General features: G+C 71.5%; 23 protein-coding genes. 11 read left to right on the top strand and 12 right to left on the bottom strand.

What is annotated here, in order from left to right; genetic code table 11:
• The first annotated feature begins 11 nt into the window (after nucleotides 1-11).
• Nucleotides 12-170, top strand: a complete 159-nt coding sequence (locus BFF78_RS47015) for a hypothetical protein (protein ID WP_099054958.1) — start codon at nucleotides 12-14, stop codon at nucleotides 168-170.
• Between the two features lie 52 nt (nucleotides 171-222).
• Here BFF78_RS47015 and BFF78_RS29600 read toward each other — a convergent pair whose 3' ends face one another.
• The 3 genes from BFF78_RS29600 to BFF78_RS29590 are packed head-to-tail and all read right to left on the bottom strand — an operon-like array spanning nucleotide 223 to nucleotide 3,147.
• Nucleotides 223-1,164, bottom strand: a complete 942-nt coding sequence (locus BFF78_RS29600; protein WP_069781201.1) for a 3-oxoacyl-ACP reductase — start codon at nucleotides 1,162-1,164, stop codon at nucleotides 223-225.
• Nucleotides 1,165-1,178: 14 nt separating this feature from the next.
• Complete coding sequence (locus BFF78_RS29595) at nucleotides 1,179-2,264, bottom strand: Zn-dependent alcohol dehydrogenase (RefSeq protein WP_069781200.1); 1,086 nt, start codon at nucleotides 2,262-2,264, stop codon at nucleotides 1,179-1,181.
• A 25-nt stretch (nucleotides 2,265-2,289) separates the two neighbouring features.
• On the bottom strand, nucleotides 2,290-3,147 hold the full coding sequence (locus BFF78_RS29590) for a MaoC/PaaZ C-terminal domain-containing protein (protein WP_069781199.1): 858 nt from the start codon (nucleotides 3,145-3,147) through the stop codon (nucleotides 2,290-2,292).
• 330 nt (nucleotides 3,148-3,477) lie between these two features.
• On the opposite strand from BFF78_RS29590, the gene BFF78_RS29585 reads away from it, so the two are divergent.
• Nucleotides 3,478-4,752 (top strand): sensor histidine kinase, encoded by a 1,275-nt coding sequence (locus BFF78_RS29585; RefSeq protein ID WP_069781198.1) that lies wholly within the window; start codon nucleotides 3,478-3,480, stop codon nucleotides 4,750-4,752.
• Here the strand turns inward: BFF78_RS29585 and BFF78_RS29580 are convergent.
• Entirely contained in the window at nucleotides 4,730-6,298 is a 1,569-nt protein-coding gene (locus tag BFF78_RS29580) for an alpha-L-arabinofuranosidase B (RefSeq protein WP_069781197.1), read from the bottom strand. The two genes, BFF78_RS29585 and BFF78_RS29580, sit on opposite strands and share 23 nt — an antisense overlap.
• 253 nt (nucleotides 6,299-6,551) lie before the next feature.
• Between BFF78_RS29580 and BFF78_RS29575 the strand changes: the two genes are divergently transcribed.
• From BFF78_RS29575 to BFF78_RS29565, 3 genes are all read left to right on the top strand, one after another.
• Nucleotides 6,552-7,193 carry a response regulator transcription factor gene (locus tag BFF78_RS29575; protein WP_193433558.1) on the top strand — a complete coding sequence of 214 codons (642 nt, stop codon included), beginning with the start codon at nucleotides 6,552-6,554 and terminating at the stop codon, nucleotides 7,191-7,193.
• 170 nt (nucleotides 7,194-7,363) lie between these two features.
• Nucleotides 7,364-8,770, top strand: coding sequence for a hypothetical protein (locus BFF78_RS29570; protein WP_159033079.1), 1,407 nt, complete (start codon nucleotides 7,364-7,366; stop codon nucleotides 8,768-8,770).
• A gap of 9 nt (nucleotides 8,771-8,779) precedes the next feature.
• Nucleotides 8,780-9,511: a hypothetical protein gene (locus BFF78_RS29565; RefSeq protein ID WP_069781194.1), complete on the top strand. Its 732-nt coding sequence runs from the start codon at nucleotides 8,780-8,782 to the stop codon at nucleotides 9,509-9,511.
• A gap of 45 nt (nucleotides 9,512-9,556) precedes the next feature.
• On the opposite strand, the gene BFF78_RS29560 is transcribed toward BFF78_RS29565, so the two are convergent.
• Both BFF78_RS29560 and BFF78_RS29555 read right to left on the bottom strand, forming a co-directional pair.
• Nucleotides 9,557-11,026, bottom strand: coding sequence for an MFS transporter (locus tag BFF78_RS29560; RefSeq protein ID WP_069781193.1), 1,470 nt, complete (start codon nucleotides 11,024-11,026; stop codon nucleotides 9,557-9,559).
• A gap of 72 nt (nucleotides 11,027-11,098) precedes the next feature.
• The gene (locus BFF78_RS29555; RefSeq protein ID WP_069781192.1) at nucleotides 11,099-12,310 is read right to left on the bottom strand and encodes a lipid-transfer protein; all 1,212 of its coding nucleotides are present in this window, start codon (nucleotides 12,308-12,310) and stop codon (nucleotides 11,099-11,101) included.
• A 163-nt stretch (nucleotides 12,311-12,473) separates the two neighbouring features.
• Here BFF78_RS29555 and BFF78_RS29550 point away from each other — a divergent pair, with 163 nt between their 5' ends.
• The 3 genes from BFF78_RS29550 (at nucleotide 12,474) to BFF78_RS29540 (ending at nucleotide 15,755) form a co-directional block, all read left to right on the top strand.
• Entirely contained in the window at nucleotides 12,474-14,219 is a 1,746-nt protein-coding gene (locus BFF78_RS29550; protein WP_069781191.1) for an MFS transporter, read from the top strand.
• Between the two features lie 152 nt (nucleotides 14,220-14,371).
• Nucleotides 14,372-15,025 carry a class I SAM-dependent methyltransferase gene (locus BFF78_RS29545; protein WP_069781190.1) on the top strand — a complete coding sequence of 218 codons (654 nt, stop codon included), beginning with the start codon at nucleotides 14,372-14,374 and terminating at the stop codon, nucleotides 15,023-15,025.
• Nucleotides 15,026-15,218: 193 nt separating this feature from the next.
• On the top strand, nucleotides 15,219-15,755 hold the full coding sequence (locus BFF78_RS29540) for a GNAT family N-acetyltransferase (protein ID WP_069781189.1): 537 nt from the start codon (nucleotides 15,219-15,221) through the stop codon (nucleotides 15,753-15,755).
• 73 nt (nucleotides 15,756-15,828) lie between these two features.
• Here BFF78_RS29540 and BFF78_RS49405 read toward each other — a convergent pair whose 3' ends face one another.
• The 6 genes from BFF78_RS49405 to BFF78_RS29515 form a co-directional block, all read right to left on the bottom strand.
• A complete protein-coding gene (locus BFF78_RS49405; protein ID WP_257786882.1) occupies nucleotides 15,829-15,954 on the bottom strand; it encodes a hypothetical protein in 126 nt (41 codons plus the stop codon).
• A 23-nt stretch (nucleotides 15,955-15,977) separates the two neighbouring features.
• Nucleotides 15,978-16,475 carry a glycine-rich domain-containing protein gene (locus BFF78_RS29535; protein WP_069781188.1) on the bottom strand — a complete coding sequence of 166 codons (498 nt, stop codon included), beginning with the start codon at nucleotides 16,473-16,475 and terminating at the stop codon, nucleotides 15,978-15,980.
• 616 nt (nucleotides 16,476-17,091) lie between these two features.
• A complete protein-coding gene (locus BFF78_RS29530; protein ID WP_227025967.1) occupies nucleotides 17,092-17,544 on the bottom strand; it encodes a hypothetical protein in 453 nt (150 codons plus the stop codon).
• 98 nt (nucleotides 17,545-17,642) lie between these two features.
• On the bottom strand, nucleotides 17,643-18,491 hold the full coding sequence (locus tag BFF78_RS29525) for a helix-turn-helix domain-containing protein (protein WP_069781186.1): 849 nt from the start codon (nucleotides 18,489-18,491) through the stop codon (nucleotides 17,643-17,645).
• Complete coding sequence (locus BFF78_RS29520; RefSeq protein ID WP_069781185.1) at nucleotides 18,488-19,225, bottom strand: DUF6879 family protein; 738 nt, start codon at nucleotides 19,223-19,225, stop codon at nucleotides 18,488-18,490. The genes BFF78_RS29525 and BFF78_RS29520 overlap by 4 nt, the downstream gene beginning before the upstream one ends.
• A gap of 140 nt (nucleotides 19,226-19,365) precedes the next feature.
• The gene (locus BFF78_RS29515) at nucleotides 19,366-19,764 is read right to left on the bottom strand and encodes a VOC family protein (protein ID WP_069781184.1); all 399 of its coding nucleotides are present in this window, start codon (nucleotides 19,762-19,764) and stop codon (nucleotides 19,366-19,368) included.
• A gap of 93 nt (nucleotides 19,765-19,857) precedes the next feature.
• On the opposite strand from BFF78_RS29515, the gene BFF78_RS29510 reads away from it, so the two are divergent.
• The 3 genes from BFF78_RS29510 (at nucleotide 19,858) to BFF78_RS29500 (ending at nucleotide 22,883) form a co-directional block, all read left to right on the top strand.
• Nucleotides 19,858-20,847, top strand: coding sequence for a helix-turn-helix transcriptional regulator (locus BFF78_RS29510; protein WP_069781183.1), 990 nt, complete (start codon nucleotides 19,858-19,860; stop codon nucleotides 20,845-20,847).
• 204 nt (nucleotides 20,848-21,051) lie between these two features.
• Nucleotides 21,052-21,984, top strand: coding sequence for an N-acetylmuramoyl-L-alanine amidase (locus tag BFF78_RS29505; RefSeq protein ID WP_079161871.1), 933 nt, complete (start codon nucleotides 21,052-21,054; stop codon nucleotides 21,982-21,984).
• 83 nt (nucleotides 21,985-22,067) lie between these two features.
• Nucleotides 22,068-22,883: a DUF3824 domain-containing protein gene (locus BFF78_RS29500; RefSeq protein WP_193433557.1), complete on the top strand. Its 816-nt coding sequence runs from the start codon at nucleotides 22,068-22,070 to the stop codon at nucleotides 22,881-22,883.
• The last annotated feature ends 99 nt before the right edge of the window (nucleotides 22,884-22,982 follow it).

Genomic DNA, 22,982 nt, shown 5'->3' with positions numbered 1-22,982 from the left:
GAATACGTCCGATGAGTGAGACCAGCACGATGGAGCAGCTGTCTGCCGACTCTTCCGAGGCTGCCGGTCACGGCCGGCACCGGGGCCCGATCGCGGTCCAGGAGAACGAGACGACCGCGCACGGCCGGCACCGCAAGCCGGCGGAGGAGACCGCCGAGGCGGCTGCCTGACGGTCACAGGGAACGGGGGGTGCCCGACGGGCGCCCCCCGTTCCTCTTTGTCTCAGCCCCGTTTGAGCCCCAGCACCTCCATCGCCGCGAAGGTCTCCCCCGCCGGCCGGTCCGCGTAGTGCGGGGTCAGCAGCGCGTCGAGTTCGTCGTACGTGAACGTCTCCTGCTTGCTGTCGAACTTCGCCTGCACACGCGGCCGTTCGACGATCGCGACCATGCCGCCGTGGACGACGAGCAGCTGGCCGTTGATCCCGGCGGCGGCCGGTGCGGCCAGATAGCCGACGAGCGGGGCGACATGCTCGGGGGCCAGCGGGTCCAGGCCCTCCTCCGGCCGCTGGAAGCCGGCGAAGACGTCCTCGGTCATCCGGGTCCGGGCGCGCGGGCAGATGGCGTTGGCCGTGACGCCGTACCTGGCGAGGGCGAGGGCGGTGGAGGTGGTCAGGCCGACGATGCCGCCTTTCGCGGCGGCGTAGTTGGGCTGTCCGGCGGAACCGGCGAGGAACGCCTCCGAGGAGGTGTTCACGATCCGCCCGTAGACCTTCGCTCCCCCGGCCGCCTTGGACCGCTCCCGCCAGTGCGCGGCGGCGAAGTGGGTGGTGTTGAAGTGGCCCTTGAGGTGGACGCGGATCACCGAGTCCCACTCGTCCTCGGTCATGGAGAAGACCATGCGGTCGCGCAGGATGCCCGCGTTGTTGACGAGGATGTCCAGCTTGCCGAACTCACCGATCGCCAACCGGACCAGTTCCTCGGCCTGCTGGAAGTCGGCGACGTCCCCGGTGTGGGCGACCGCCCGGCCGCCCTGGTCGCGTATCTCGGCGGCGACCTCTTCGGCCGGGCCCGCCGAGGCCTCGCCCGAGCCGTCCCTGCCGGGCCGTCCGTAGTCGTTGACGACGACGGCCGCGCCGAGCCGGGCGAGTTCCAGGGCCTCGGCCCGGCCCAGCCCGCGTCCGGCGCCGGTGACGAGGGCGGACAGACCCTCAAGTGGCAGTGCCATGCCGGTCCCCGTCCTCAGATCTCGATGCACGTACGCAGGGCCGTCCCGGTACGCATCTGGTCCAGTGCCTCGTTGATCTCCGCCAGCCGGACCCGGTGGGTGATCAGGCCCGCCAGGTCGATACGGCCGGCCCGCCACAGGGCGATCGCGCGCTCGTAGGAGCGCAGCACGTCGCCGCCGCCGTACATGGACGGCAGGATGCGCTTCTCGTCGAAGAACAGCTCGAACATGTTGAGCTGCAGGAAGTCGTCCATGGCGCCGGCGCCGACCACGACGAGGGTGCCGCCGCGCCGGGTGTTCTCGTACGCGGTGCGGGCGGTGGCCGACCTGCCGACGACCTCGAAGACGTAGTCGAAGCCCTCGCCGCCGGTGACCTGCTGCTTGGCGTCGGCCAGTCCGTCCGGCGAAACGGCCTTCGTGGCGCCGAACTTGAGAGCCGACTCGCGCCGGGAGGCCACCGGGTCCACGGCGACGATCTCGGCGGCGCCCTTCAGCCGCGCGCCCTGCACGGCGGAGATGCCGACGCCTCCGCACCCGATGACGGCGACCGTCGAACCGGCCTGGAGATCGGCGGTGTTGAGGGCGGCGCCGAGGCCGGTGGTGACCCCGCAGCCGATCAGCGCGGCGATGTCGAAGGGCACGTCCTCGGGGACGGGGACCGCGCAGCCGGCGTCGACCACGACCTCCTCGGCGAAGGTGCCGGTGCCGGCGAAGCCGAATACGTCCGAAGTGCCGCCGGCGGAGCGCTTGAAGTTCGGGGTGCCTGCGTTCATGAAGCCGGCCAGGCACAGCTCGCTCTGGCCGCGCCCGCAGGCCGGGCAGGCGCCGCAGGCGGGCAGCCAGCAGATGACGACCCGGTCCCCGGGCTTCACGTTCCGTACGCCGTCCCCGACTTCGAGGATCTCGCCCGCGCCCTCGTGGCCCGGCACGAACGGCGCGGGCTGCGGCAGCACCCCGCTCATCGCGGACAGGTCCGAGTGGCACAGCCCGGCGGCCCGCACCCGGACCCTGACCTTGCCCGGGCCGAAGCCCACCGCTTCGACGTCGTCGAGGACCTCCAGCTTTTCCTGGCCGATCTCGTGCAGTACCGCTGCGCGCATGGTGCGGCTCCCCTCGATGCTGGTTTCAGGAGTGCTCTACGACGGTGTCCGCGAGGACCGGCGCGTCGTCCCGCTCGACCGCGCTCACCGCCACCCGCACCCGGCCCGCCTGGCGCCACATGCGGATGCGCAGGGTCTCGCCCGGGAACACCACGCCCGCGAACCGGGTGGTGTACGACCGGACCCGGCCCACCTCCCCGCCGAGCAGCGTGTCCACGACGGCCTTGAGGGTGATGCCGTAGGTGCACAGCCCGTGCAGGATCGGCTTGTCGAACCCGGCGCGCCGGGCGAACTCGGGGTCGGCGTGCAGCGGGTTCCAGTCGCCGCACAGGCGGTAGAGGAGGGCCTGGTCCTCGCGGACCGGGCGCTCCACGGTCCGGTCGGGCGCGCCGGCGGGGGGTTCGAGCCGGGTCGAGGGGCCGCGGTCGCCGCCCCACCCGCCTTCCCCGCGTACGAAGATCTGGGCGTCGTTGGTCCACAGCGGGCCGTCGGCGTCGGCGACCTCGGTGCGCAGGACCAGGATGGCGGCCTTGCCCTTGTCGTAGAGGGCGGCGAGACGGTGGGTCGCGGTCGCCGTGCCCTCGGCCGGGATGGGGCGGTGGATCTCCAGTGTCTGCCCGCCGTGCAGGACCTTGGCGAGCTCGACCTCCACACCGGGCATGGACAGCCCGCTGATCACGCCGGGTGCGCCGGAGCCCGCGACGGTGGCGAAGCTCGGCAGGACGTGCAGCCGGGACTCCAGGGTGTAGCGCAGCTCGTCGGGGTCGGTGGCGGGGCGGCCGGCGCCGATACCGAGGTGGTAGAGCTGGACGTCCTTGGTGGTCCAGGAGATCTCACCGGTCCGGGGTTCGGCCGCGAGGGCTTTCGCTGCGTCGATGGGCATACGGCTCCTGACACTGGCGGTTCAAGACCCCGGCGCGGACGTCCGCACCGTCGGCCGCACCGAGGTCGCTACGGGCCGATCTAGAACGCGTTCCAGTCCGGCGCCCTCTGTATAGCCCAGCGCTCCACAGTTGTGAAGGCTCCTGACGCCGTGTCAGCTCTGCCGCGGCAGTGACATATGTACTGCCCGAGTGCGTACATGCGCCTCTGCCCCGCCCCGGGCACGGGGTGCCATCATCGTGCTGACGGTTTGGCCGGAACCGATCGGTTCGTACGCTGGACTGTCGGACCGCCGTCGGGCGGGGACCTTCTGACCGGGGGATGCGCAGAGATGACGTTGATGCGGGGAATGCAGTGCCACATACAGGCCCTCCGGGCCGAGCGGCGCCAGTGGCGGGACGATCTCGAACGCTTCCGGGCCGCGCAACGGGCCGCCCGGAAGCAGGGCAAGAACCCGGACCTCGACCATCCGGGCCCGCCGCCCACCGGGTTCTCGCTGCTGCCGTGGCTGCTGATGGGGATGGGGGCCTTCTCCAACCTGCTCCAGGGCGAGACCCCGAACCCGTTGATCGGCGGCCTGGGCCTGCTCGCCTTCAACTCCCTCTACGTCTACGTCACCTTCCGCTCCTTCGACCGCACCAAGCGCGAGGCCGTCTCCACCCGGGTGGCCCTGCTGCTGATGGCCCTGCTGACCACGGGACTGGCCGTCGGCTACGGCGGCAGCTGGCTGATGTTCTTCCCGCTGCTGGGCCTCGCGACCGGCGCCACGCTGCGCGGCCCCTGGCTGGGCCGTACCGGCATCCTGCTCGCGGTGTACGCGGCGGCCGTCTCCGGCATCCGCGACAACTGGGGCGACGCGACGAACATCGGCTACGCCACCTTCCTCTCCAGCATGGTGACCGCCGCGATCCTCGGCCTGTCCGAGGCGGTACGGGAGCTGCGCGCCGCCCGCGAGGAGCTGGCCCGGCGCGCGGTGGAGAAGGAGCGGCTGCGCTTCTCGCGGGATCTGCACGACCTGCTCGGGCACACGCTGTCGGTGATCGTGGTGAAGTCGGAGGCGGCACGGCGGCTGGCCCCGCGCGACATGGACGCGGCACTGGGCCAGATCACCGACATCGAGTCGGTGGGCCGGCAGGCGCTCACCGAGATCCGCGAGGCGGTGACCGGCTACCGGGAGGGGAGCCTGGCCACCGAGCTGACCCGGGCCCGCTCGGCGCTGTCGGCGGCGAGCGTGGAGCCGGTGGTACGGCAGTCCGGTATACCGCTCGAACCGCAGACCGAGGCGCTGCTCGGCTGGGTGGTGCGCGAGGCGGTCACCAACGTGGTCCGGCACAGCGACGCCGGCCGCTGTGAGATCACCGTCGAGAGCGGCACCGAGCAGGCCCGGCTGACCGTCACCGACAACGGCAGCGGCACGCCGGTCAGCCGGCCTCAGCAGGGTATCGGCGGCACGGGACTGAAGGGGCTGACCGAGCGCCTCGCGGCGGCGGGCGGCTCGCTCACGGCCGGCCCGTCGCCGCGCGGCGGTTTCACGGTGACCGCCGAGCTCCCGGTGGAGTCGGCGCGGTTCGCGGACGCGGTGGCTACGGCGCCCAGGGCGAGCTGACCGCCCAGCTGACGTCGGCGGTCCAGGAGTTGCCGCTGTCGAAGTCGTTGGACCCGCCGTCGCTCGCTATGTACAGGTTGTGGTTGTAGTGGCGCAAGTACCGCGTCGGGTAGTTGTACGAGGCGAACGAGGTGCCGGTGCCGCTCTTGCCGGTCTGCGGGCAGAAGGTGGCGTCGGACCTGAACAGGGCGGTGCCGTCCATGGGCTCGCGGTAGAGCCTGAAGTCGGAATGGCGCAGATAGTCGCCGGGGTAGTTGCGCGACTCGAACGACACGCACGAGCTGTCGGCGAGCCCCCGGCGCACGATCCAGGTGGCGTCGTTCTTGTCCAGGCTGGAGCTGCCGGAGGTGATGGCGGAGACGACGCCGGCGTTGTTCTGGTGACGGACGTAGTCGCCGGTGCAGCAGGAGGTGGTGGCGCGCAGCGAGATCTCCGAGCCGGGACCGAGCGTGCCGGTGCTGCCGGTCGCGCCGCCGTAGCCGACGGAGACGATGTCGGCCTGTACGGCGTTGTCGGCGGCGTCCGTCGGGATGCCGGAGGTCATGACGCCCTCGAAGAAGGAGCCGATGGAGCCGTTGCTGTTGTCGCCGCCGGTGCCGAGGACGATCGCGCCCTCCTGGTGCATGGGCGAGTATCCGCTGGTGGTCGGCTCACCGCCGGAATAGGTCGTGGTCAGCCCGCCGGATTGGGCATTTCCCCATTTGAGCGCGAAATGGTTCTGGCCGTTGTTCTTGAGCAGCGCGGTCACGAACGGCAGCGGCCCGGTGCCGGTGTCGGAGGTGTTCTTGCTGTGTCCGGCGTCGGACTGGAACAGCCCGTTCTCCAGGTCGGCCTGCACCCAGGGGCCCTGTCCGTAGCAGGGCGAGAACCAGCACTCGGTGCCGAAGTTGATGGCGTCCATGTGCCCGTTGCCGGTGTCCTTGTTGTTGGTCTCGGCATTGCCGTAGTCGAAGCAGCAGCGGTTGTTGACATGGGTACCGGAGGTCACCATGTACATCCCCTCGGCGCCGCCGTCGGTGGCGATGCCGGAGGTCGAATCGTCCCGGTAGCCCATGCCGGCGGAGATCTCCAGGCCGTAGACCTGGTGGCCGCCGACGGTCACCGGCAGCGCGTCGGCGGGCGCTCCCACATCGGCCGCCCCGGCGCCGCCCGCACCCTCGATCGTGAGGTCGTTGTGGCGCGAGGACTGGTCGTAGATCTTGGTGATGATGCAGGTCGTGCCGGAACAGAAGGAGTCCTGGGCGGCCGCGTTCGCGTATCCGCCGGCGGCCGGCAGCCCGATGTTCCTCGTGGCGCCGTCCGAGGCCCGCTGCACCTGGTAGAGCGGGCCGTTGTACGAGGAGTACAGCGCCCGGACCAGGCTGTGCGCGGCGACGCAGGGGGTGCCCGCGGCGGCGTAGATGTCACAGGGCAGCGAGCTCGCGGCGGCGGCCTGGGGCGCGCCGACGCCGAGGAGCAGCGCGGCCAGGGTGGCACAGACGGCGAGGACGGACAGGGCGGCGCCGCTCACCCCGCGGGGGCGGATGTGGGGGGATCTCAGGAGCACGGTTGCACCTCGGATTCTCCGTTCGGTATCTCGGACGTTGTTCGATCGAAATACCGAACCTATTCGACGACGGAAATTGCTGGAATTCCTGGAAATGCAGAGGCGATTGTTTGAGGGCTCCCGGAAACCGTCAACCCCCGGTGCACCGGACCATGCCAAGTCTTTAATCGGCGGCGCGCCGATCCCGGCCCGCCGGGCTGCCGGGGTGGCATCCACCGGCCTGGTCCGGGGTTTCCGGCCGTAACCTGGCCCCATGAACGAGATGCCCCGGGACCATCGGCCCGGCAAGTCCATTCGGGTGCTGCTCGCCGAGGATCAGGGCATGATGCGGGGTGCGCTCGCGCTGCTGCTCGGTATGGAGGAGGACATCGAGGTGGTGTCCCAGCTGGCGTCGGGCGACGGCATCGTGGACGCCGTGCTCACCCACCGGCCGGACGTGGCCCTGCTGGACATCGAGCTGCCGGGCATCAGCGGGCTGGACGCGGCGGCGGCGTTGCACGAGCAGGCGCCCGACTGCCGGGTGCTGATCCTCACCACCTTCGGCCGGCCCGGCTATCTGCGGCGGGCCATGGAGGCCGGGGCGGCCGGGTTCCTCGTCAAGGACGGGCCCGTGGAGGAACTGGCCGCGGCGATCCGGCGCGTGCTCACCGGGGAGACCGTCGTCGACCCGGCGCTGGCCGCCGCCGCGCTCAGCGCCGGACCCAGCCCGCTGACGGCCCGTGAGGGCGAGGTGCTGAAGGCGTCGGTGGACGGGGCGACGGTCGCCGACATCGCCGGCAAGCTGCATCTGTCCGAGTCCACCGTCCGCAACTACCTGTCCTCGGCCATCGGCAAGACGGGCACCCGCAACCGCGCGGAGGCGGTACGGGAGGCCCGGCAGCAGGGCTGGCTGTGAGCGGGGCCCCCGGATCCCCGGCCGGAGTCCCCGGGGCGCCCTGATCGCCGCCGCGACGACGAGCGAAGAGCCGGGTGGCGGAGGAGAATGGCAGCGGCGGCAGCTGACAGGCCAGAGCACCCCGCGTGCCCTAGCGCCTCCTCGTCACCTCTCCTGCCTCGCCCCGGCTCATGTCGTCCGCCGTGCGTTTCCTCCCGCGTCTGTTGATCTCGGTGCTGGCGAGCCTCGCGATCGCGTGGGCTCCGACGGCGTTCTCGGCGCAGGCCGCGACCGGGGGAGGCCTCTCGATCACCCTCAGCCCGGAGAAGGGGCCGCCGCGGACCCGTGTGCACGTCGGTTTCGGGAGCTGCGTCCTGATCACGACCAGTCCCGGCACCACCCCGCCCGACACCACGGACACCAACCCCACCGGTCCGACCACGCCCTCTTCTGTTTCCTCCGCGCCCGGTCCGCGGGGTCTCCGCGGGCTGCGGCCCCGTGTCACCTCCGCGCCCGGCACCATCACCTATGTGCGATGGGACGGCCACGACCTGCCCTTCACGCCGTCCGTGACGGACGGGACCGGCAGCGCCGAATTCCAGGTGCCGGACGGCGCCACCGTCGGCCCCCACCCCGTGACGGCGGGCTGCGACAACGGCAGCCTCGTGGTCGATGGCTCCGGAACCTTCACGGTGACGGCAACCGACGGCGGAGGCGTGACAACACCCACGCACCGTCCGCTGATCGCGCTGGACCCCTCCCAGGGCCGGCCCGGCGCGTCCCTGCGGGTGCACGGCGCCGGTTTCGATGACTGCGTCCCGAGCGGCAAGCCGGACACGGTCGAACTCTCCACGAACGGCCAGATCCACGCCAGGGTGGGCATCTCCCCCGGCACGGGCACGTTCGAGGCGGCACTCCAGGTCAACGACAACGCCCCTGCGGGCGACTACACCATGGCGGCAACCTGCGCCGGCCACCCGGACGTGCACGCCGAGGCGACGTTCACGGTGCTGCCCGCCGATGAGGGCCGTCCTGTGCTGGTGCTGGATCCCACGGCGGGCGCGTCGAAGACGGCGGTCACGGCAACAGGTTCCGGATTCAACTGCTCGAAGGTGGAGGTGGCCTGGGACGACGGCACCGCGCTCGCCGTCACCGCGGTCTCGGGCGACGGCACCTTCGCCACCGACTTCCAGGTCCCGCCGAACACATCTGCGGCGAAGCACACCGTACGGGCCGCGTGCACACCGGGCTCCGGCACCAGCGCCGAAACCGAGTTCAGCGTGACGAACGCGGGAACGAGCCCGGGCGGAACCAGCAGCGCAACCGGCGGGGGAACCAACGGCCGGGGCACGTCGACGCCCGTCGGATGGGTCGTCGGTCCCTCCGCGTTCGGCGCCGTGCTGCTCGCGGTGGCCGCCGCGTCCGTCCTGCTGAACCACCGGCACCCCGGCCCCCGCTGGGTCCGCAAACACATCAGCACGAAACCGCGCCCCGGGGCCGAAACGGCCGCCCTGCACCAGCAGCCCGGCACCGGTTCGGCGAACCGCACCGTACGGTTCGAACCCCACGCGGATCCGGGCGACCAGAGCCTTGAGTGAGGTGACGCGATGACCACGACCCCCGTGGCAGAACCCCTCACGGTCCGGGCCTTCCTGCTCGGCCGGGAGGACTCCGACGCGGGCGACGCCCTGGTCGGCCCGCTGCACGGCGGCGGGACCGCCCGAGCGCTCCTGGACGGAGTCCGCCCCCTGACGGCCGCGGCCGATCAGGCCGTCGAGCGCGAACTGGCCGGCGTGGTCGACTCCTTCCTCGGCCAGGACCTCTTCGACGTGGCTGCGGGCGGCTGGCGCAAACACGCCGCCCTCACCGCCGCCGCGCGTCGCACCCGCGAGACCCCGGGCAGCGAGGAGGTCCTCGCGCTCGCGAGCCATGAGGTCACCTCCAGCCATCGCCCCTACGTCGACGTGTTCCTGGACGGCGTCAAGATCGGCACGCTGGACGTGGAGCTCACACTGGTCTTCCGGATCGCCGGGCTGGTCGCGGTCGTCCGCGACGCCCACCTGGTCGCCGTACGCAGCGGCGACTGCGTGCTGGAGGGACGTCTCGGCGTCCAGCAGATCACGCTGGCGGAACGGGAGGGCAAGCTGGACCTGCCCGGCGTCTGGCACCTGCACGCACCGATCCCGCTGCTGCGGGACCGTCCGGCACCCCCGCCCACGCCCGAGTCGCACTCGCCGCGTCCGCCTCAGCCGCCACCGCCACCGCCCGCAGCGGCGCCCGGCCGGCGCAGGCTCCACTGGAACGGCTGGAACGGCTGGCGCGGCCGGCGCGGCCGGTGAGCCCAAGGACCATGGGCCGCCCGGACCGTTGCCTCGCCCGTGGCCTCATCCGCGCGAAGGCGCGGAATTCTCCCGTGCTGCCGGGGCCGCCGAAGCGGGCGCCGTGTTCTTCCGCGGCAGCCACACCAGCATCAGCACCGCCCCGCCCAGCAGCACCGCCGTGCTGACCCGGAAGGCGAGCGCGTAGCCGTCCGTCAGCGCCTCGGGGCCGTGGCCGCTGCCCGTGCCGGCCGCGGCGACGGTCGACATCACGGCGAGCCCGAGCGAACCGCCCATCGTGCGCGAGGTGTTGATCAGCCCCGACACCACACCGGCCTCTCCCGGCGCCGCCCCCGACGTGGCCAGCGAGGCGAGCGGGGTCGCCGCCAGGCCCGCGCCGAGCATCATCAGCATCCCCGGGATCATGATCGCGGTGAGGTACGCCCCGTGCGCGCTCATCGTCGACTGCCAGCCGAAGCCGGTGGCGGCCACCAGCGTGCCCGCCGTCGCCACGGTCCGTGCGCCCGCCACCCGCATCAGGCGCGGCGCCAGCTTGGAGCCGACGACCACCGACAGCGAGCTGGGCACCAGGGCGAGGCCGGCCTCCAGCGGCGTGTAGCGCAGGACGTTCTGGGCGTAGAGGGTCATGAAGTACCACATGCAGAACATGGCCGAGCCGGAGAGGAACATCGCCGCGTTCGCCGACGCGACCGAGCGCAGCCGGAGCAGGCCGAGCGGCATCAGCGGGGCCGCCGTACGCGCCTCGACCAGCAGGAACAGGCCGATCAGCAGCAGCCCGGCGAACAGCGGCAGCAGCGTGGCCGGGGCCGTCCAGCCCTCGGCCTCCGTCTGCGAGATGCCGTAGGCCAGGGTCGCGAGGCCCGCCGTGACCAGCAGCGCGCCCGGCAGGTCCAGGCGCCGCCCGTCGCCGGCCCGGCTCTCGGTCAGCCAGACCACCGAACCGGCCAGCACCAGCGCGCCCACCGGCACGTTGATCAGCAGCACCCAGCGCCAGGACAGCACGTCCACGAGCACCCCGCCGACCAGTCCGCCCGCGGCCCCGCCACCGGCGCCGACCGCGGTCCAGGTGGCGATCGCGCGCGCCCGCGCCGCCCCCTCCGGCACCGCGGAGGTCAGCAGGGTCAGCGTCGAGGGGGCCAGCACCGCCGCGCCGAGCCCCTGCACGGCCCGGGCCAGCAGCAGCTGCCAGCCCTCCTGGGCGAGGCCGCCGCCCAGCGAGGCCAGCGTGAACAGACCGAGGCCGACGAGGAACATCCGCTTGCGCCCGTACAGGTCGCCGGCCCGGCCGCCGAGCAGCATGAACCCGGCGAAGGCGATGGCGTAGGCGTTCACCACCCACTGCAGGCCGGACGCGGTCAGGCCGAGGCCGCTCCGCATGGACGGCAGGGCGGTGTTCACCACCGACACATCGAGGACGACCAGGAACTGGCCGGCACAGGCGAGCGCCACCACCAGCCAGGTGGGCACGGTCGAACGGCGGGATATGAGGGGTGTGGTGTCGGCGGCTTCGAGCATGGATGTCATGTTCTCAACCCGGTAACGGTCCTTGCATCAGCATTTCGGACCACCGGATCCAGGCCGTACGACCTACACCGCGCGCAGCACCGTCACCACCGCCGCCCCGCCCAGCCCGATGTTGTGCGCGAGCCCCACCCGCGCCCCCGCGACCTGCCGCTCCCCCGCCGTGCCGCGCAGCTGCCAGACCAGCTCGGCCGTCTGCGCCAGGCCGGTCGCGCCCAGCGGATGCCCCTTGGAGATCAGCCCGCCCGACGGGTTCACCACCCATCGGCCGCCGTACGTCGTCGCGCCCGACTCGACGAGCTTCCCGGACTCCCCGGGCGCGCACATGCCGAGCGCCTCGTAGGTCAGCAGTTCGTTGACCGAGAAGCAGTCGTGCAGCTCGATCACGTCCACGTCCTCGATGCCGAGCCCGGCCCGTTCGTACGCCTGCCGGGCCGCCCGCCGGGACATGGGCTGCCCGACGACGTCGATGCAGGAGCCGGAGGCGAAGGACTCCTCGGTGTCCGTGGCCATGGCCTGCCCGGCGATCTCGACGAGACCGGTGAGCCCGCGCCGCGAAGCGAACCGCTGCGACACCACGACCACGGCCGCCGCGCCGTCCGAGGTCGGCGAGCACTGGAGCCTGGTCAGCGGCCGGTGGACCATGCGGGAGGCGAGGATGCCGGCCACGTCGTACACGTCCCGGAACTGCGCGTTGGGGTTGTGCGCGGAGTGCCGGTGGTTCTTGGCGGCGACGGCGGCGAGCTGGGCCTCGGTCGTGCCGTACCGCTCCATGTGCTCGCGGGCCGCGGCGCCGAAGATCTGCGCGGTGGGCGGGGTCGCCTCGAAGCCGTGCCGGGCGGCCATGATGCCGTAGTGCCGGGCGACGGGGGACACGGCGCTCCAGGCATCAGCGGCTCCGCCGCGGGCCCCGCCGTCGGCTCCCCCGCCGAGCGCGCCCTTCTTCATCTTCTCGAAGCCCAGAGCCAGCACGCAGTCGGCCGCGCCGCCCGCCACGAGCTGCCGGGCGAGCATCAGCGCGGTCGAGCCGGTCGCGCAGTTGTTGTTGACGTTGTAAACGGGGATGCCGGTCAGGCCGAGTTCGTAGGCGGCGCGCTGGCCGGCGGTCGAGGGCTGGAAACAGTAGCCGACGGGAACCTGTTCCACAGCGCCGTACGTGACGCCGGCATCCTCCAGCGCCGCGCTCCCCGCTTCCCTTGCCATGTCCCAGTACTGCCATGAACGGGTCTCGGGCTTCTCGAACCGCGTCATCCCGACCCCGGCGACAAAGGCCTTCATGGCGCGCAGAGTAGAACGCGTTCCATCAACTCACCAGCCCCTGACGGGAGATCAGAAACCCATGAGTCGGTCAAGGATTCGTTAGGGGCCCGAAGCAACGGAATAGTTGCCTGTGCATACGAGGTTTACCCAGCACTTATCACTACGGGGAGGCCTCGACTTCATGACCCACACGACGACCGATCAGCCGGCCCGGAGAGCGGGCGGCGCCGTGGTCCCGGTGCTCGCCTTCGCCGGCATAGTGGTCGCGGTGATGCAGACCCTGCTCGTGCCGGTCATCAAGGACCTGCCGCAGCTGCTGCACACCGCGCCCTCCAACGCCACCTGGGTCCTCACCTCGACCCTCCTGTCCGGTGCCGTGGCCACCCCGATCATGGGCCGCCTCGGCGACCTCTACGGCAAGCGGCGGATGCTGATCCTCAGCCTCGGCGTGATGGTGGTCGGCGCCCTGGTCAGCGCCCTCACCAGCCAGCTGCTCACCATGATCGTCGGCCGTACCCTCCAGGGCTTCGCCATGGGCGCGATCCCGCTCGGCATCGGCCTGATGCGCGACATGCTGCCGCGCGAGAGGCTCGGCTCGGCCATGGCCCTGATGAGCTCCTCGATCGGCGTCGGCGGCGGCCTCGCGCTGCCCGCCGCGGCCCTGGTGGCACAGCACACGAACTGGCACGCCCTGTTCTACGGCGCCGCCGGCCTCGGCGCGCTCGCCATCGTCCTCACCCTCCTCGTCGTGCCCGAGTCCCCGATGCGGGCGGAGGGCTCCTTCGACCTGCTGGGCGCGCTGGGCCTGTCGACCGGCCTGGTGCTGCTCCTGCTGCCCATCACCAAGGGCAGCGACTGGGGCTGGTCCTCGGGTACGACGCTCGGTCTGTTCGCCGCGTCGGTCGTGGTCCTCGTCCTGTGGGGCCTGTTCGAACTGCGCCTCAAGGCGCCCCTGGTCGACCTGCGCACGACCGCCCGCCCGGCCGTCCTCTTCACCAACCTCGCGTCGATCATGGTCGGCGTGGCGTTCTACGTCGTCTCCCTGGTCCTGCCCCAGCTGCTCCAGCTGCCCAAGGCGACCGGCTACGGCCTCGGCCAGTCCATGGTCGTCGCGGGTCTGTGCGTGGCCCCGCTGGGCCTGACGATGATGTTCACCGCGCCGGTCTACGCCCGGCTGTCCGCCAAGTACGGCCCGAAGGTCACCCTCATCATCGGCCTGCTGATCATCGCGATCGGCTACGGCGGCGGCCTCGGCCTGATGCACGCGGCCTGGCAGACGATCGTCACGTCCGTGATCCTCGGCGCGGGCATCGGTCTCGCCTACTCCTCGCTGCCCGCTCTGATCGTCGGCGCGGTGCCCGCCTCGGAGACCGGCGCGGCGAACGGACTCAACACGTTGATGCGGTCCATCGGTACGTCGGTGTCCAGCGCCGTCATCGGGATGGTGCTGGCCAACACGGCGAACAACGTGGGCGGGCTGGCCATCCCGACCATGCATGGGTTCCGGGTGTCCTTCCTGATCGCCACCGCGGCGGTGGCGGCCGGGTTGCTGCTGGCGCTGTTCCTGCCGAAGGCCGGCCGCCCGGCTCAGCAGCACACCCAGCTGCGGGCCAGCAGTGAGGAGGACGCTGTGCTGGAGCGTGCCGAGGAGGTGCTGCGGGGCTTCCGGGGGCGGGTTCTGGGTGCCGACGGTGCTCCGGTCGCCCGGGCCAAGGTCACGTTGATCGACCGGCGGGGGCGGCAGGCCGGCGCGACCGTCTCCGACGAGGACGGCGGCTATGTGCTCGCCGTGCCGGCTCAGGGGGCGTATGTGCTCGCCGCACGGGCCGCGGGGCATGGGCCGCTGGCGTCCTCTGCCACGCATTCGGGTGAGTCGGGGGCTGTCGAGCTGGATCTTTCGTTGCCTGGGGAGATTGTCAGCGCGTAGAGCTCGAGGGGGCCGTCGTACGTCGGCTGCGGCTTCGTCGTGGCCTGTCGCGCAGTTCCCCGCGCCCCGGTGAAACGCACCCCCTGTCACACAGTGGCCGGGGGTGCGGCAGCATGGGCGGCCGGAACAGTCGTACGACCGGAAGGCTCCCCATGTCCGCCAGCGCCCCCAAGCCCGAGATCCTCGCCGCGTTCGAGGCGGCCAAGGGGTTCATGCCCGTGGACGAGGGGCTGGCGTTGTATGCGGCCGCGGTGGAGGCGGGGCGGCTGGGGTTGCCGTTGCTGGAGGTCGGGACGTACTGCGGGCGGTCCACCGTGCTGCTCGCCGACGCGGCCCGTGCGGCCGGGGTCACGGCGCTGACCGTGGACCATCACCGCGGCAGCGAGGAACAGCAGCCCGGGTGGGACTACCACGACCCGGAGACCGTCGACCCGGAGATCGGGCTGATGGACACGCTGCCTGCCTTCCGCCGCACCCTCCACAAGGCGGGCCTGGAGGACCACGTGGTCGCGTTCGTCGGCCGGTCGCCGCAGATCGCCGCGCTCTGGCGGGCCCCGCTCGGTCTCGTCTTCGTCGACGGCGGCCACACCGACGAGCACGCGGGCGCGGACTACGAGGGCTGGGCGCCCCATGTGGCCCAGGACGGACTGCTGGTCATTCACGACGTCTTCCCGGAGCCCGAGGACGAGTTCACCGGGCAGGCGCCGTACCGGGTGTACCTGCGGGCGCTGGAGTCCGGGGCGTTCACGGAGGTCTCGGCGACCGGCTCCCTGCGTGTCCTGCGGCGAACGGGCACGGGGATCTGAGGCCCTGACCCGAGGGCCTCCGGCCGCCATGACAAGATCGCGTTTGCTGACTCGTGCCAAGAGCGTGCCGGGGTTCGCCGAGTACGACCATCGGCACGGAACCATCTTCCTGCGGTGAGGGTGGGGCCGGGCCGGTGGCTTGATCGGTGCGCGAGTCTTGATCGCTGCCGGGCCTGCTGATTGGCTGGCCGGCATGACCGAGCTCGGACCCGGCGCCTGGCCACCTGCCCCGATCAGGACCGAGAGGCTCGTGCTCCGTGAGCCCGAGGCCCGGGACCGTGCGGCGGTCATCGAGCTGTTTGCCTCGCCAGAGGTGGGCACCTACCTCGGTGGCCCCCGGCCGCGTGATGAGCTCGAGCGCGAGATACCGGGGGCACCCAGCCGGCGCCCCGGCCGTTTCATGGTCGATCTCGACGGAGCGGTGATCGGCCAGATCACGCTCTACAGAGAAACGGGGCACCTTCGCCAGGCTGCCGGGAAGGCCGAGCTCGGCTACTTGTTCCTGCCGGAGGCCTGGGGGTGCGGGTATGCCACCGAGGCATGCGCAGCGGCACTCGACTGGTTCGCCGACGCGTGTCCCGGCGAACCGGTGGTGCTCGCCACCCAGACCGCCAACGTCCGCTCGATGCGCCTCGCGGCGAAGCTGGGGTTCATCGAGGCAGAGCGGTTCGAGGCGTACGGCGCCGAGCAGTGGTTCGGCATGTGGTCCCCGGGCGCGCTGTCCGATTGAGCTCGTGCTCGGCCCGCCCTAACAGAGGTTTCCGGTCCTCCGGCAGGGCGGGCGTGTTGAAGCCGGCCGCCAGTTACCGCTCGGCCGGCACGACGAATCCACGCCGTGGCGGAGGTGCTGGGTCACGCGAGTCCGGCTGCTGCGCGCGCTTCCACGCCTTGACCAGCTCCGCGTACCGCGGGTCGATCCACTCGGACATGCGGCCTCCTTTCACCCCGGAGGCTAGACCAGGCCGGGCTTCGGCCGCGGGGTGATGACGATCGTGCATTCCGGGGCGTGCTGGCACTTCGCCGCCACGGACACGAGGGCCTCGTCGGACGGTGGTCCCCACAGCTCGGGGTCGGCCTTCCAGCCGAGTTCGGCGATCTTCTCGCGGGTGCGGTCCAGGATCGGCGGGTCGTAGTGGGTGGGGTCGTAGCCCGGGTAGTGGTGGACGAAGTCGCCGCCGAGCCATTCGCACAGTTCGGCGTACGTGACGGTGTGCAGGATCAGCGCGTGCCAGCCCTCGTCCACGATCCGCGACGGCGCCAGGCCGACGCCGGGGTTCGCCGAGCAGGCCGCCACGAATTTGAGGGCCTCCTCGACGATGCGACCGGCCATCTCCTCGCTCATGTCCGGGTTGGCGTCCGTCACCGCCTTGCGGCAGGAGGTGAACCGCTCGTCAGTGATGAGCATCCGGGCGAGCGCTGGGGGCTTCGGGTCGGGGCCGGCCTGCGGCATGGGGCCAGGGCCGGGCAGGGGTGCGCTCACGGGCGTCTCCTTCGCTGGTTGCGGATGGGATGGCGGCCCGGGCCGGTGGTCTTCGCGGGATTCGCCGGTCCGGGCTCGGTCAGTAGCCGGTCTTCCTGGGGCCTGCCGCCGGGATGGGATGGCGGACGGCAGGCCGTCTCCAGCGCCGAGGACCGCTCCCAGCGCCGTCGGGGGCACGCTGGAGCCAGGCCCGCATCCGGCACGTCGGCGTGCGCCGGGAGCGGGAGCATCAGTGGCGTGTCGGCAGTGGCCAAGTGCGGATGATGATGATGGTGCCGGCACCGGTCGCGCCGTGGGTGCGGACTTCGTTCCGCCCGTCTTCGGGGTGGAACGGTTCGGTGCAGGACGGGAGTTGCGGGCGGCCGGAATGGCGCGCAGCGTGCAGGGCCGGCAGGCGCGAGGGAACCAGTGGCCCCCGTCGGTCTCGCGCTCGCCGAGGTCGACGGCCGTTGCCGTGGACGGCGCCTCACCGCTCCACGCGCCCCCGTCGCCGTGCGTGCGTCGAGCAGCGCGTCCAGGAACGGCACGGGGATGAGTGGTAGGAGGTCGGCCGGGATACCGACGAGGGATCCGGTCTCGGAAGTCGTCATGCGAGAGCCTCCGCTTCGGGACGGTAGTCGCGGGGGCCGAACGCGGCGGCGATGCGCGCGGAGTCGTTGAGGTCACCCGAACCGTCGGGGCGCCACAGCCAGAAACGCCCGTCCACCTGCCGGCCCGTCGGCGGGCAGGACAGTGACCAGCCCGCGGAATGCACGACCAGGTGCCGGACGTCGGAGAGTTCCTCGGCGGCGTCCAGCGGTACCAGCCAGAACATCTTGTCGGCGTCGGGATCGGCGAGGACGGGCCCGTGCGGCGAGTCACGGAGCCGGGAGGCCGCCGGCCATCCCCGGGTGAGGCGGGACTCGGCTACGAGCCAGCGAGCGCCGGAGACGACAAGGGCGAGACGTTCCTCGTCCCATGCCGCGCGGACAAGGGCCGGGCGTTCACCGCAATCGGCGAGCCATGTGTCCCCGGCCTCGTACTGTAGGGCGGAGCTCATCAGGTGGGCCATGACCCGACCGTATGCAGGGCGATTGCAGGCCTGCGTGCCGATTGCGCGCGATTGCGCATGCTGTCGAAGAGCTTGCGGCGGATTGCCTACGAGAGGTCCAGCGAGGCTCGTGCACGGCCTATCAGACGCCGCGCCGGCGGTCCGTACTCGGCGGACTCGCCAAGCCAATGCCACGCCCGTTCGTACAGTTCGACGTCCTCGTCGCCGGTGAGCCACAGTTCCTCGCTGATCGTCTCGACGATGACGAGGCGGCGGTCGTAGATCCAGAACGCGTGAGGGGCGGTGCGGCGCAGTTGCGCATCGAACGGGATGATCCCGAGTTCGACGCGTTTCTGCCCGACGAGGTTGTAGAGGCGGTCCAGCTGCTCGGCCATCACGTCGATGGGGCAAGGCCGGTGATACAGCGCGGCCTCGCAGAGGATGAAGCGGAACGTCTTCTCCGGGTCGTACAGGGCCTCTTGCCTGCGCATCCGCTTCTCAACGGCAGCATCGGTCGTCGCCGGGATCCCCCGGAACTCGGCGAGCGAGTCGAACACTGCGCGCGCGTACTCCGGCGTCTGGAACAGGCCTGGTATCCGGGAGACCTCAAGGCCCCGGATCTGCTGCGTGTTCTCGGTCAGGCGTACGGCGATCTCCTGCCGACCGCGGAGGCCGCCGGCGAGCTGCTTGCGCCAGGACCGGTTGCGTTGCTTCATGTCCAGCCCGGCAAGCAAGCCGTGAAGTTCGGCCTCGACGTCCGGCCGGTCGAGGGCGCGCGCCCACGCGCTCAGGTCGTCTCGGGTCGGAGTCTGCTTGCCGTTCTGCATGCGGCTGACCTTCGAGGTCTGCCAGCCGAGGCGGGCGGCAAGATCTTTGCCTTCCAGCCCGGCCTCGGTGCGCAGCTCGCGCAGCCGAGCACCGAGGGCTTCACGGGCCGTCTGGAAGTCGGTGGTCACACAGTCGAAGTTACCTGCCGGGCGAACTCCTGCGTAGGCACAGCATGGTGCCAGGCGGCGTCTCGGACCTGGCAGGCGGCGAGCACATCGGCGGGGTCCTCGGTGACGTACACACCGAGGGTGATGTCGTCCTCGTCGAACGCGAACCGGGCCACGATCTTGGAGTCGAACAGCCAGAAGTCGTAGTCCGGCAGGCGCAGATGCTCGGCCTGGGCCCGAGCGAGGTTGCGGATGTCCTCTCCCGCGGCCACGTTCCCCGGCGCGCTGGCCAGAAGGAACCGCTGGCCCTCGGTGGGCGGGGCGTCGACCAAGCGCACGCGCTCGAACCGCTTCCCCGCGGCCGTCTGCTCGGCGACGTTCTCCAGCCACCCGCTGGCCTCGGCGGCGATGTCTTCGCCGGCCTGCCAGCGCGCCCACTTGGCGCTGCGCCGGTCGGAGGCGTAGCCGCGGCGGGTCTCCAGCCGCCACGCGGTGTGCCGGAACTCGTGAAAAAGGTGGGAGATTGCCGAGAACGGCTGCAGCTCCGGCGCCTCGGTCCTGGGCGCATACCGGGTGAGCAGGCTGCGAGGGACGCGTACGAACGTCTCGGACGGCTTCACGTCCCGCAGCTGTACCAGGTGCTCGGGGTCGGTCTCGCGGTCGCCCTGGACGAGGATCTCGCCGGTGCCCTCGATCTCGTAGAGGGTGGGGCAGTCGCCTTCGTCGCTGGTCGTGCCGATGAACCTGAGCGCCATCCCGCCTCCGCATCCGTCGGGTTGGGCTCCCAGAATGCGCGGGATGGCACAGGCATGCCCGAGGATTGCAGCAGATTGCGCGCCGCGACCACGTGGGCGCAGTTGCGCGCAATCCACCGGCTCAGCGGCTGTGCGTGGCCTCAGCGTGCGAACTTTTCGGTGGCCGCTGGGGTGACGGGGGTGAAGAAGTTGACGAGGTTGCCGTCGGGGTCGCGGAACAGCAGTGACCGGTTGCCCCAGGGCATCGTGGTGGGCTCGTTGACGAAGTCGGTGACGAAGCCGGTCAGGTTCTGGTGCACGCGGTCCACGTCGTCGACGAGGAACTCGGTGATCACGCTGTGGTTGTCCGCCGGGCGCGCAGAGCCCGGGGCGAACAGCGGGACGGTGCGGGTGCCGGCGATCGCGAGGGTGGCGCCCGCGGTCTTGAGTTCGGCGAAGTCCTCGGTGGCCCACATCGCCCGCACCCCGGTCGCTCGCTCGTAGAACTCGACGAGGCGCGCTACGTCGCTGGTGATGATGCGGATCGAGACGAAGTCCATGGGAATCTCCTTGGCTGTGCTGGAGGCGTGCACGTCGCAGGCTAGGAGAAATAGTGGACAGAATCGGTCCTGTATTCGCGTTAGGCTGCGAACATGCCTCGACCCACCGGCCGCGTGCTGACACTCCTGGAGCTGCTGCAGTCGGGCGGCACCCGGACGGTGGCCGAACTCGCCGACCGGCTCGGCGTCGAAGGGCGCACCGTGCGCCGGTATGTGGACCAGCTGATCGACCTGGACGTGCCGGTGGAATCGGTGCGCGGCCGTTACGGCGGGTACCGGCTCGCTCCCGGGTACCGCTTGCCTCCGCTCATGCTCAGCGACGACGAGGCGCTGGCCGTGCTGCTCGGCCTGGTCGCCGGCCGCCGAGCAGGGTTGACGACGACGCAGCACACGGCGAGCGAGACGGCATCGGCGAAGATCCGGCGGGTGCTGCCCAGGCACATCGCCCGTCGGCTCGACACACTCCTGGACGCTCTCGCCTTCACGGACGAGCCCGGCGGGTTCGACACCCCGGACGCCGGGGTCCTGCTCACCGTCGCCGATGCGGCGCGCCACCGCCGGCCGGTCTCGATCCGCTACACCGACCGCGACGGACGGCGCAGCGAACGCACACTGCACGCGTACGGGATCGTCGCCCATGCGGGCCGGTGGTACGTCACGGGCAAGGACGCCCGGATCGGCGAGGACCGGACCTTCCGGCTCGATCGCATCGCGGACGCGAGGACCCTGCCCGGCTCATTCGAAGCGCCCGTGGGTCCCTCTCCGGCACAGCGCGTGCTGTCAGCGTTCGCCACGGCCGAGTACCGGCATGAGGTGACCTTGCGGATCCACGGAACGGTCGAGCAGATCCGCGCCCACTTTCCCGCCGGCGTCGCGAGCCTTGAGGAGCACGAGCCCGCGGCAGGCGAGGACCGGACGACCGAGCGCTGGCTGCGCGTCGAGCTACGGGCGGAGCGGCTCGACTGGTTGCCTGCGCTACTCGCCTCACTCGACCGGCCGTTCGTCATCGAGCGCCCCGATGAACTGCGCGGCCTCGTCACCGCGCTAGCCGATCGCCTCGCGTCCTGCGCCCGCCAAGCCTGACAGCGAGGAACCAGTTCCCGACGGGCCGGCGGCCTCGGCGACGTAGGCCCACCACGCATCTCACACATCACACATATCTCACACATCTCACGTATCTCTCGCTGATCGAGCGGACGGAGGGGGGTCGGGAGCGGGGCACCGGCATCACCCATAGGGCTGTCCTGGACCGTATGGACACCACGGAGGGCGGTTAGGGTGGCAGGCGTGTCCTACGTAGGCCCTGAGTTCGATTCCCCGCAGTCCCGCCGGCCCCGGCGCGGCCCGCTGACCGTCGCGCTGGCCGCGCTGGTGCCCGGTGCGCTGCTCGGCTGGGCGGTGTACGAGACGGCGGGCGGCGGATCCAGGGGCGGCGGCGCGGACCGTACGGCCACCGCGGCCCCGACGTCCGGCCGTTCCGCCGCCTCGCCCACCGACGACGCCAAGCGGCCCTCCGGGACACCCGCGGCGCCCGCGTCCGGCTCGCTGAAGGGGAAGGTCGTCGTCATCGACCCCGGGCACAACCAGGGCAACTTCCAGCACGCGGACGAGATCAACCGCAAAGTCGACATCGGGACGAACAAGAAGGAGTGCGACACCACCGGGACGTCCACGAACGACGGTTACACCGAGGCCCGGTTCACCCTCGACGTCGCCCACCGGCTGCGCACGCTGCTGGAGAAGCAGGGCGCCACGGTCAAGCTGACCCGGGACGGCGACAGCCCGGCCTGGGGGCCGTGTGTGGACGAGCGGGCCCGGATCGGCAACGCGGCGCACGCGGACGCGGCGATCTCCATCCACGCCGACGGCTCCGCGGAGGGCAACCGCGGCTTCCACGTCATCCTGCCGGGGTCCGTGCACGCCGGTGCCGCCGACACCCGCCCGATCGTCGGCCCCTCCCGTGACCTCGGTACGCGCGTTGCCGGAACCTTCCTGCGCGAGACCGGTGAGCCGCCGTCCAACTACCTCGGCGAAGGTACCGGTCTCGTTACACGTACGGACCTGGGCGGTCTCAATCTGTCAACGGTTCCCAAGGTGTTCATCGAGTGCGGCAACATGCGCGATAGCAAGGACGCGGCACTGCTGACCAGCGGCACCTGGCGGCAACGGGCGGCACAGGGGATCTCTGAGGGAATCGTGAGTTTCCTGCGCGGGTCGTGACCGGCGGGCGGAACCGGCCGGACAGCCGGATCTTGCGGACGGTAGTGTCTACCGACGACGAGACGACCTACGAAGGACCTGAAGTGAATATCCGCTCCCTCACTAGAGGCGACGGCGTGGTGATCGGAGCAGCGGTGGTGCTGTTCATCGCGTCGTTCCTCACTTTCGAGAGCATCTCCCTCTCCGGCTTCGGTGCGAGCCAGAGCCGGAACGCGTGGGACGACCTGGGCATGGGCCTGGGCATCTACATGGGCGCGGTGATCGGTGCCGTCCTCATCGTCGTCAACCGCTGTCTGCCGCAGCCGCGCAAGGTGCTCGGGCTCGACCTGGCCCAGGTCGGCACCGCGTTCGCGGTCCTGGCGACCTGGGCGCTGCTGTGGACGCTGATCGACGTCCCGGACGGCGTGAACGCCGGCGCCGGTCTGATCCTCGGTTTCATCGCCGCTCTGGTTCTCGCGGGTGCCGCCATCGCCTCCCCGCAGGTCCCCGCCCTCCAGGCCGCCCTGCTCCCGGCCCCCAAGCCGGTCGCCCCGCAGCCCTACGGCGCCCAGCCGCCCGGTGGTTACGGCTACCCGGGTGCCCAGCCGCAGCAGCCGTACGGCGCCCAGCCGCAGCCGGGCCAGCCGTTCGGGCAGCCGGCGGCCGCGCCGGGCGCTCCGGCGGCGCAGCCGGCGGGTCCCGCCGGTACCGCGGGTCCGGCGGACTTCTCGCCGTTCTGGTTCGCCGTGCCGGTGACCCGTCCGCTGTTCGCGGAGGACGGCTCGCCGAACCCGATCGCCGAACTGGCGCCGGGCACCTGGTACCTGGCCGTCGAGCAGCGCGGTGCCGCGCTCGTCGCGCAGACCCAGGACGGCCGCCGGGGCGTGCTCCAGGACACCTCCGGCATCCAGCGCGGCTGAGCCCCGCACACCGCCGCACACGGCCCCTCGCCCTTCCGGGCGGGGGGCCGTTGTCGTACAGTCGGCTGCCAGGTCGATATCTGACGGCCCGTCAGGAGG

The organism is Streptomyces fodineus (assembly GCF_001735805.1).
GTDB lineage: Bacteria > Actinomycetota > Actinomycetes > Streptomycetales > Streptomycetaceae > Streptomyces > Streptomyces fodineus.
Note: the sequence above shows the minus strand (reverse complement) of the source record. Positions and strands in the feature narration are given on the sequence as shown.

What these genes read in the sequence shown, in the direction of transcription:
- BFF78_RS47015 (WP_099054958.1), top strand. Translation starts at nt 12, where the DNA reads ATGAGTGAGACCAGCACGATGGAGCAGCTGTCTGCCGACTCTTCCGAG.
- BFF78_RS29600 (WP_069781201.1), bottom strand. Translation starts at nt 1,164, where the DNA reads ATGGCACTGCCACTTGAGGGTCTGTCCGCCCTCGTCACCGGCGCCGGA.
- BFF78_RS29595 (WP_069781200.1), bottom strand. Translation starts at nt 2,264, where the DNA reads ATGCGCGCAGCGGTACTGCACGAGATCGGCCAGGAAAAGCTGGAGGTC.
- BFF78_RS29590 (WP_069781199.1), bottom strand. Translation starts at nt 3,147, where the DNA reads ATGCCCATCGACGCAGCGAAAGCCCTCGCGGCCGAACCCCGGACCGGT.
- BFF78_RS29585 (WP_069781198.1), top strand. Translation starts at nt 3,478, where the DNA reads ATGACGTTGATGCGGGGAATGCAGTGCCACATACAGGCCCTCCGGGCC.
- BFF78_RS29575 (WP_193433558.1), top strand. Translation starts at nt 6,552, where the DNA reads ATGAACGAGATGCCCCGGGACCATCGGCCCGGCAAGTCCATTCGGGTG.
- BFF78_RS29570 (WP_159033079.1), top strand. Translation starts at nt 7,364, where the DNA reads ATGTCGTCCGCCGTGCGTTTCCTCCCGCGTCTGTTGATCTCGGTGCTG.
- BFF78_RS29565 (WP_069781194.1), top strand. Translation starts at nt 8,780, where the DNA reads ATGACCACGACCCCCGTGGCAGAACCCCTCACGGTCCGGGCCTTCCTG.
- BFF78_RS29560 (WP_069781193.1), bottom strand. Translation starts at nt 11,026, where the DNA reads ATGCTCGAAGCCGCCGACACCACACCCCTCATATCCCGCCGTTCGACC.
- BFF78_RS29555 (WP_069781192.1), bottom strand. Translation starts at nt 12,310, where the DNA reads ATGAAGGCCTTTGTCGCCGGGGTCGGGATGACGCGGTTCGAGAAGCCC.
- BFF78_RS29550 (WP_069781191.1), top strand. Translation starts at nt 12,474, where the DNA reads ATGACCCACACGACGACCGATCAGCCGGCCCGGAGAGCGGGCGGCGCC.
- BFF78_RS29545 (WP_069781190.1), top strand. Translation starts at nt 14,372, where the DNA reads ATGTCCGCCAGCGCCCCCAAGCCCGAGATCCTCGCCGCGTTCGAGGCG.
- BFF78_RS29540 (WP_069781189.1), top strand. Translation starts at nt 15,219, where the DNA reads ATGACCGAGCTCGGACCCGGCGCCTGGCCACCTGCCCCGATCAGGACC.
- BFF78_RS49405 (WP_257786882.1), bottom strand. Translation starts at nt 15,954, where the DNA reads ATGTCCGAGTGGATCGACCCGCGGTACGCGGAGCTGGTCAAGGCGTGG.
- BFF78_RS29535 (WP_069781188.1), bottom strand. Translation starts at nt 16,475, where the DNA reads ATGCCGCAGGCCGGCCCCGACCCGAAGCCCCCAGCGCTCGCCCGGATG.
- BFF78_RS29530 (WP_227025967.1), bottom strand. Translation starts at nt 17,544, where the DNA reads ATGAGCTCCGCCCTACAGTACGAGGCCGGGGACACATGGCTCGCCGAT.
- BFF78_RS29520 (WP_069781185.1), bottom strand. Translation starts at nt 19,225, where the DNA reads ATGGCGCTCAGGTTCATCGGCACGACCAGCGACGAAGGCGACTGCCCC.
- BFF78_RS29515 (WP_069781184.1), bottom strand. Translation starts at nt 19,764, where the DNA reads ATGGACTTCGTCTCGATCCGCATCATCACCAGCGACGTAGCGCGCCTC.
- BFF78_RS29510 (WP_069781183.1), top strand. Translation starts at nt 19,858, where the DNA reads ATGCCTCGACCCACCGGCCGCGTGCTGACACTCCTGGAGCTGCTGCAG.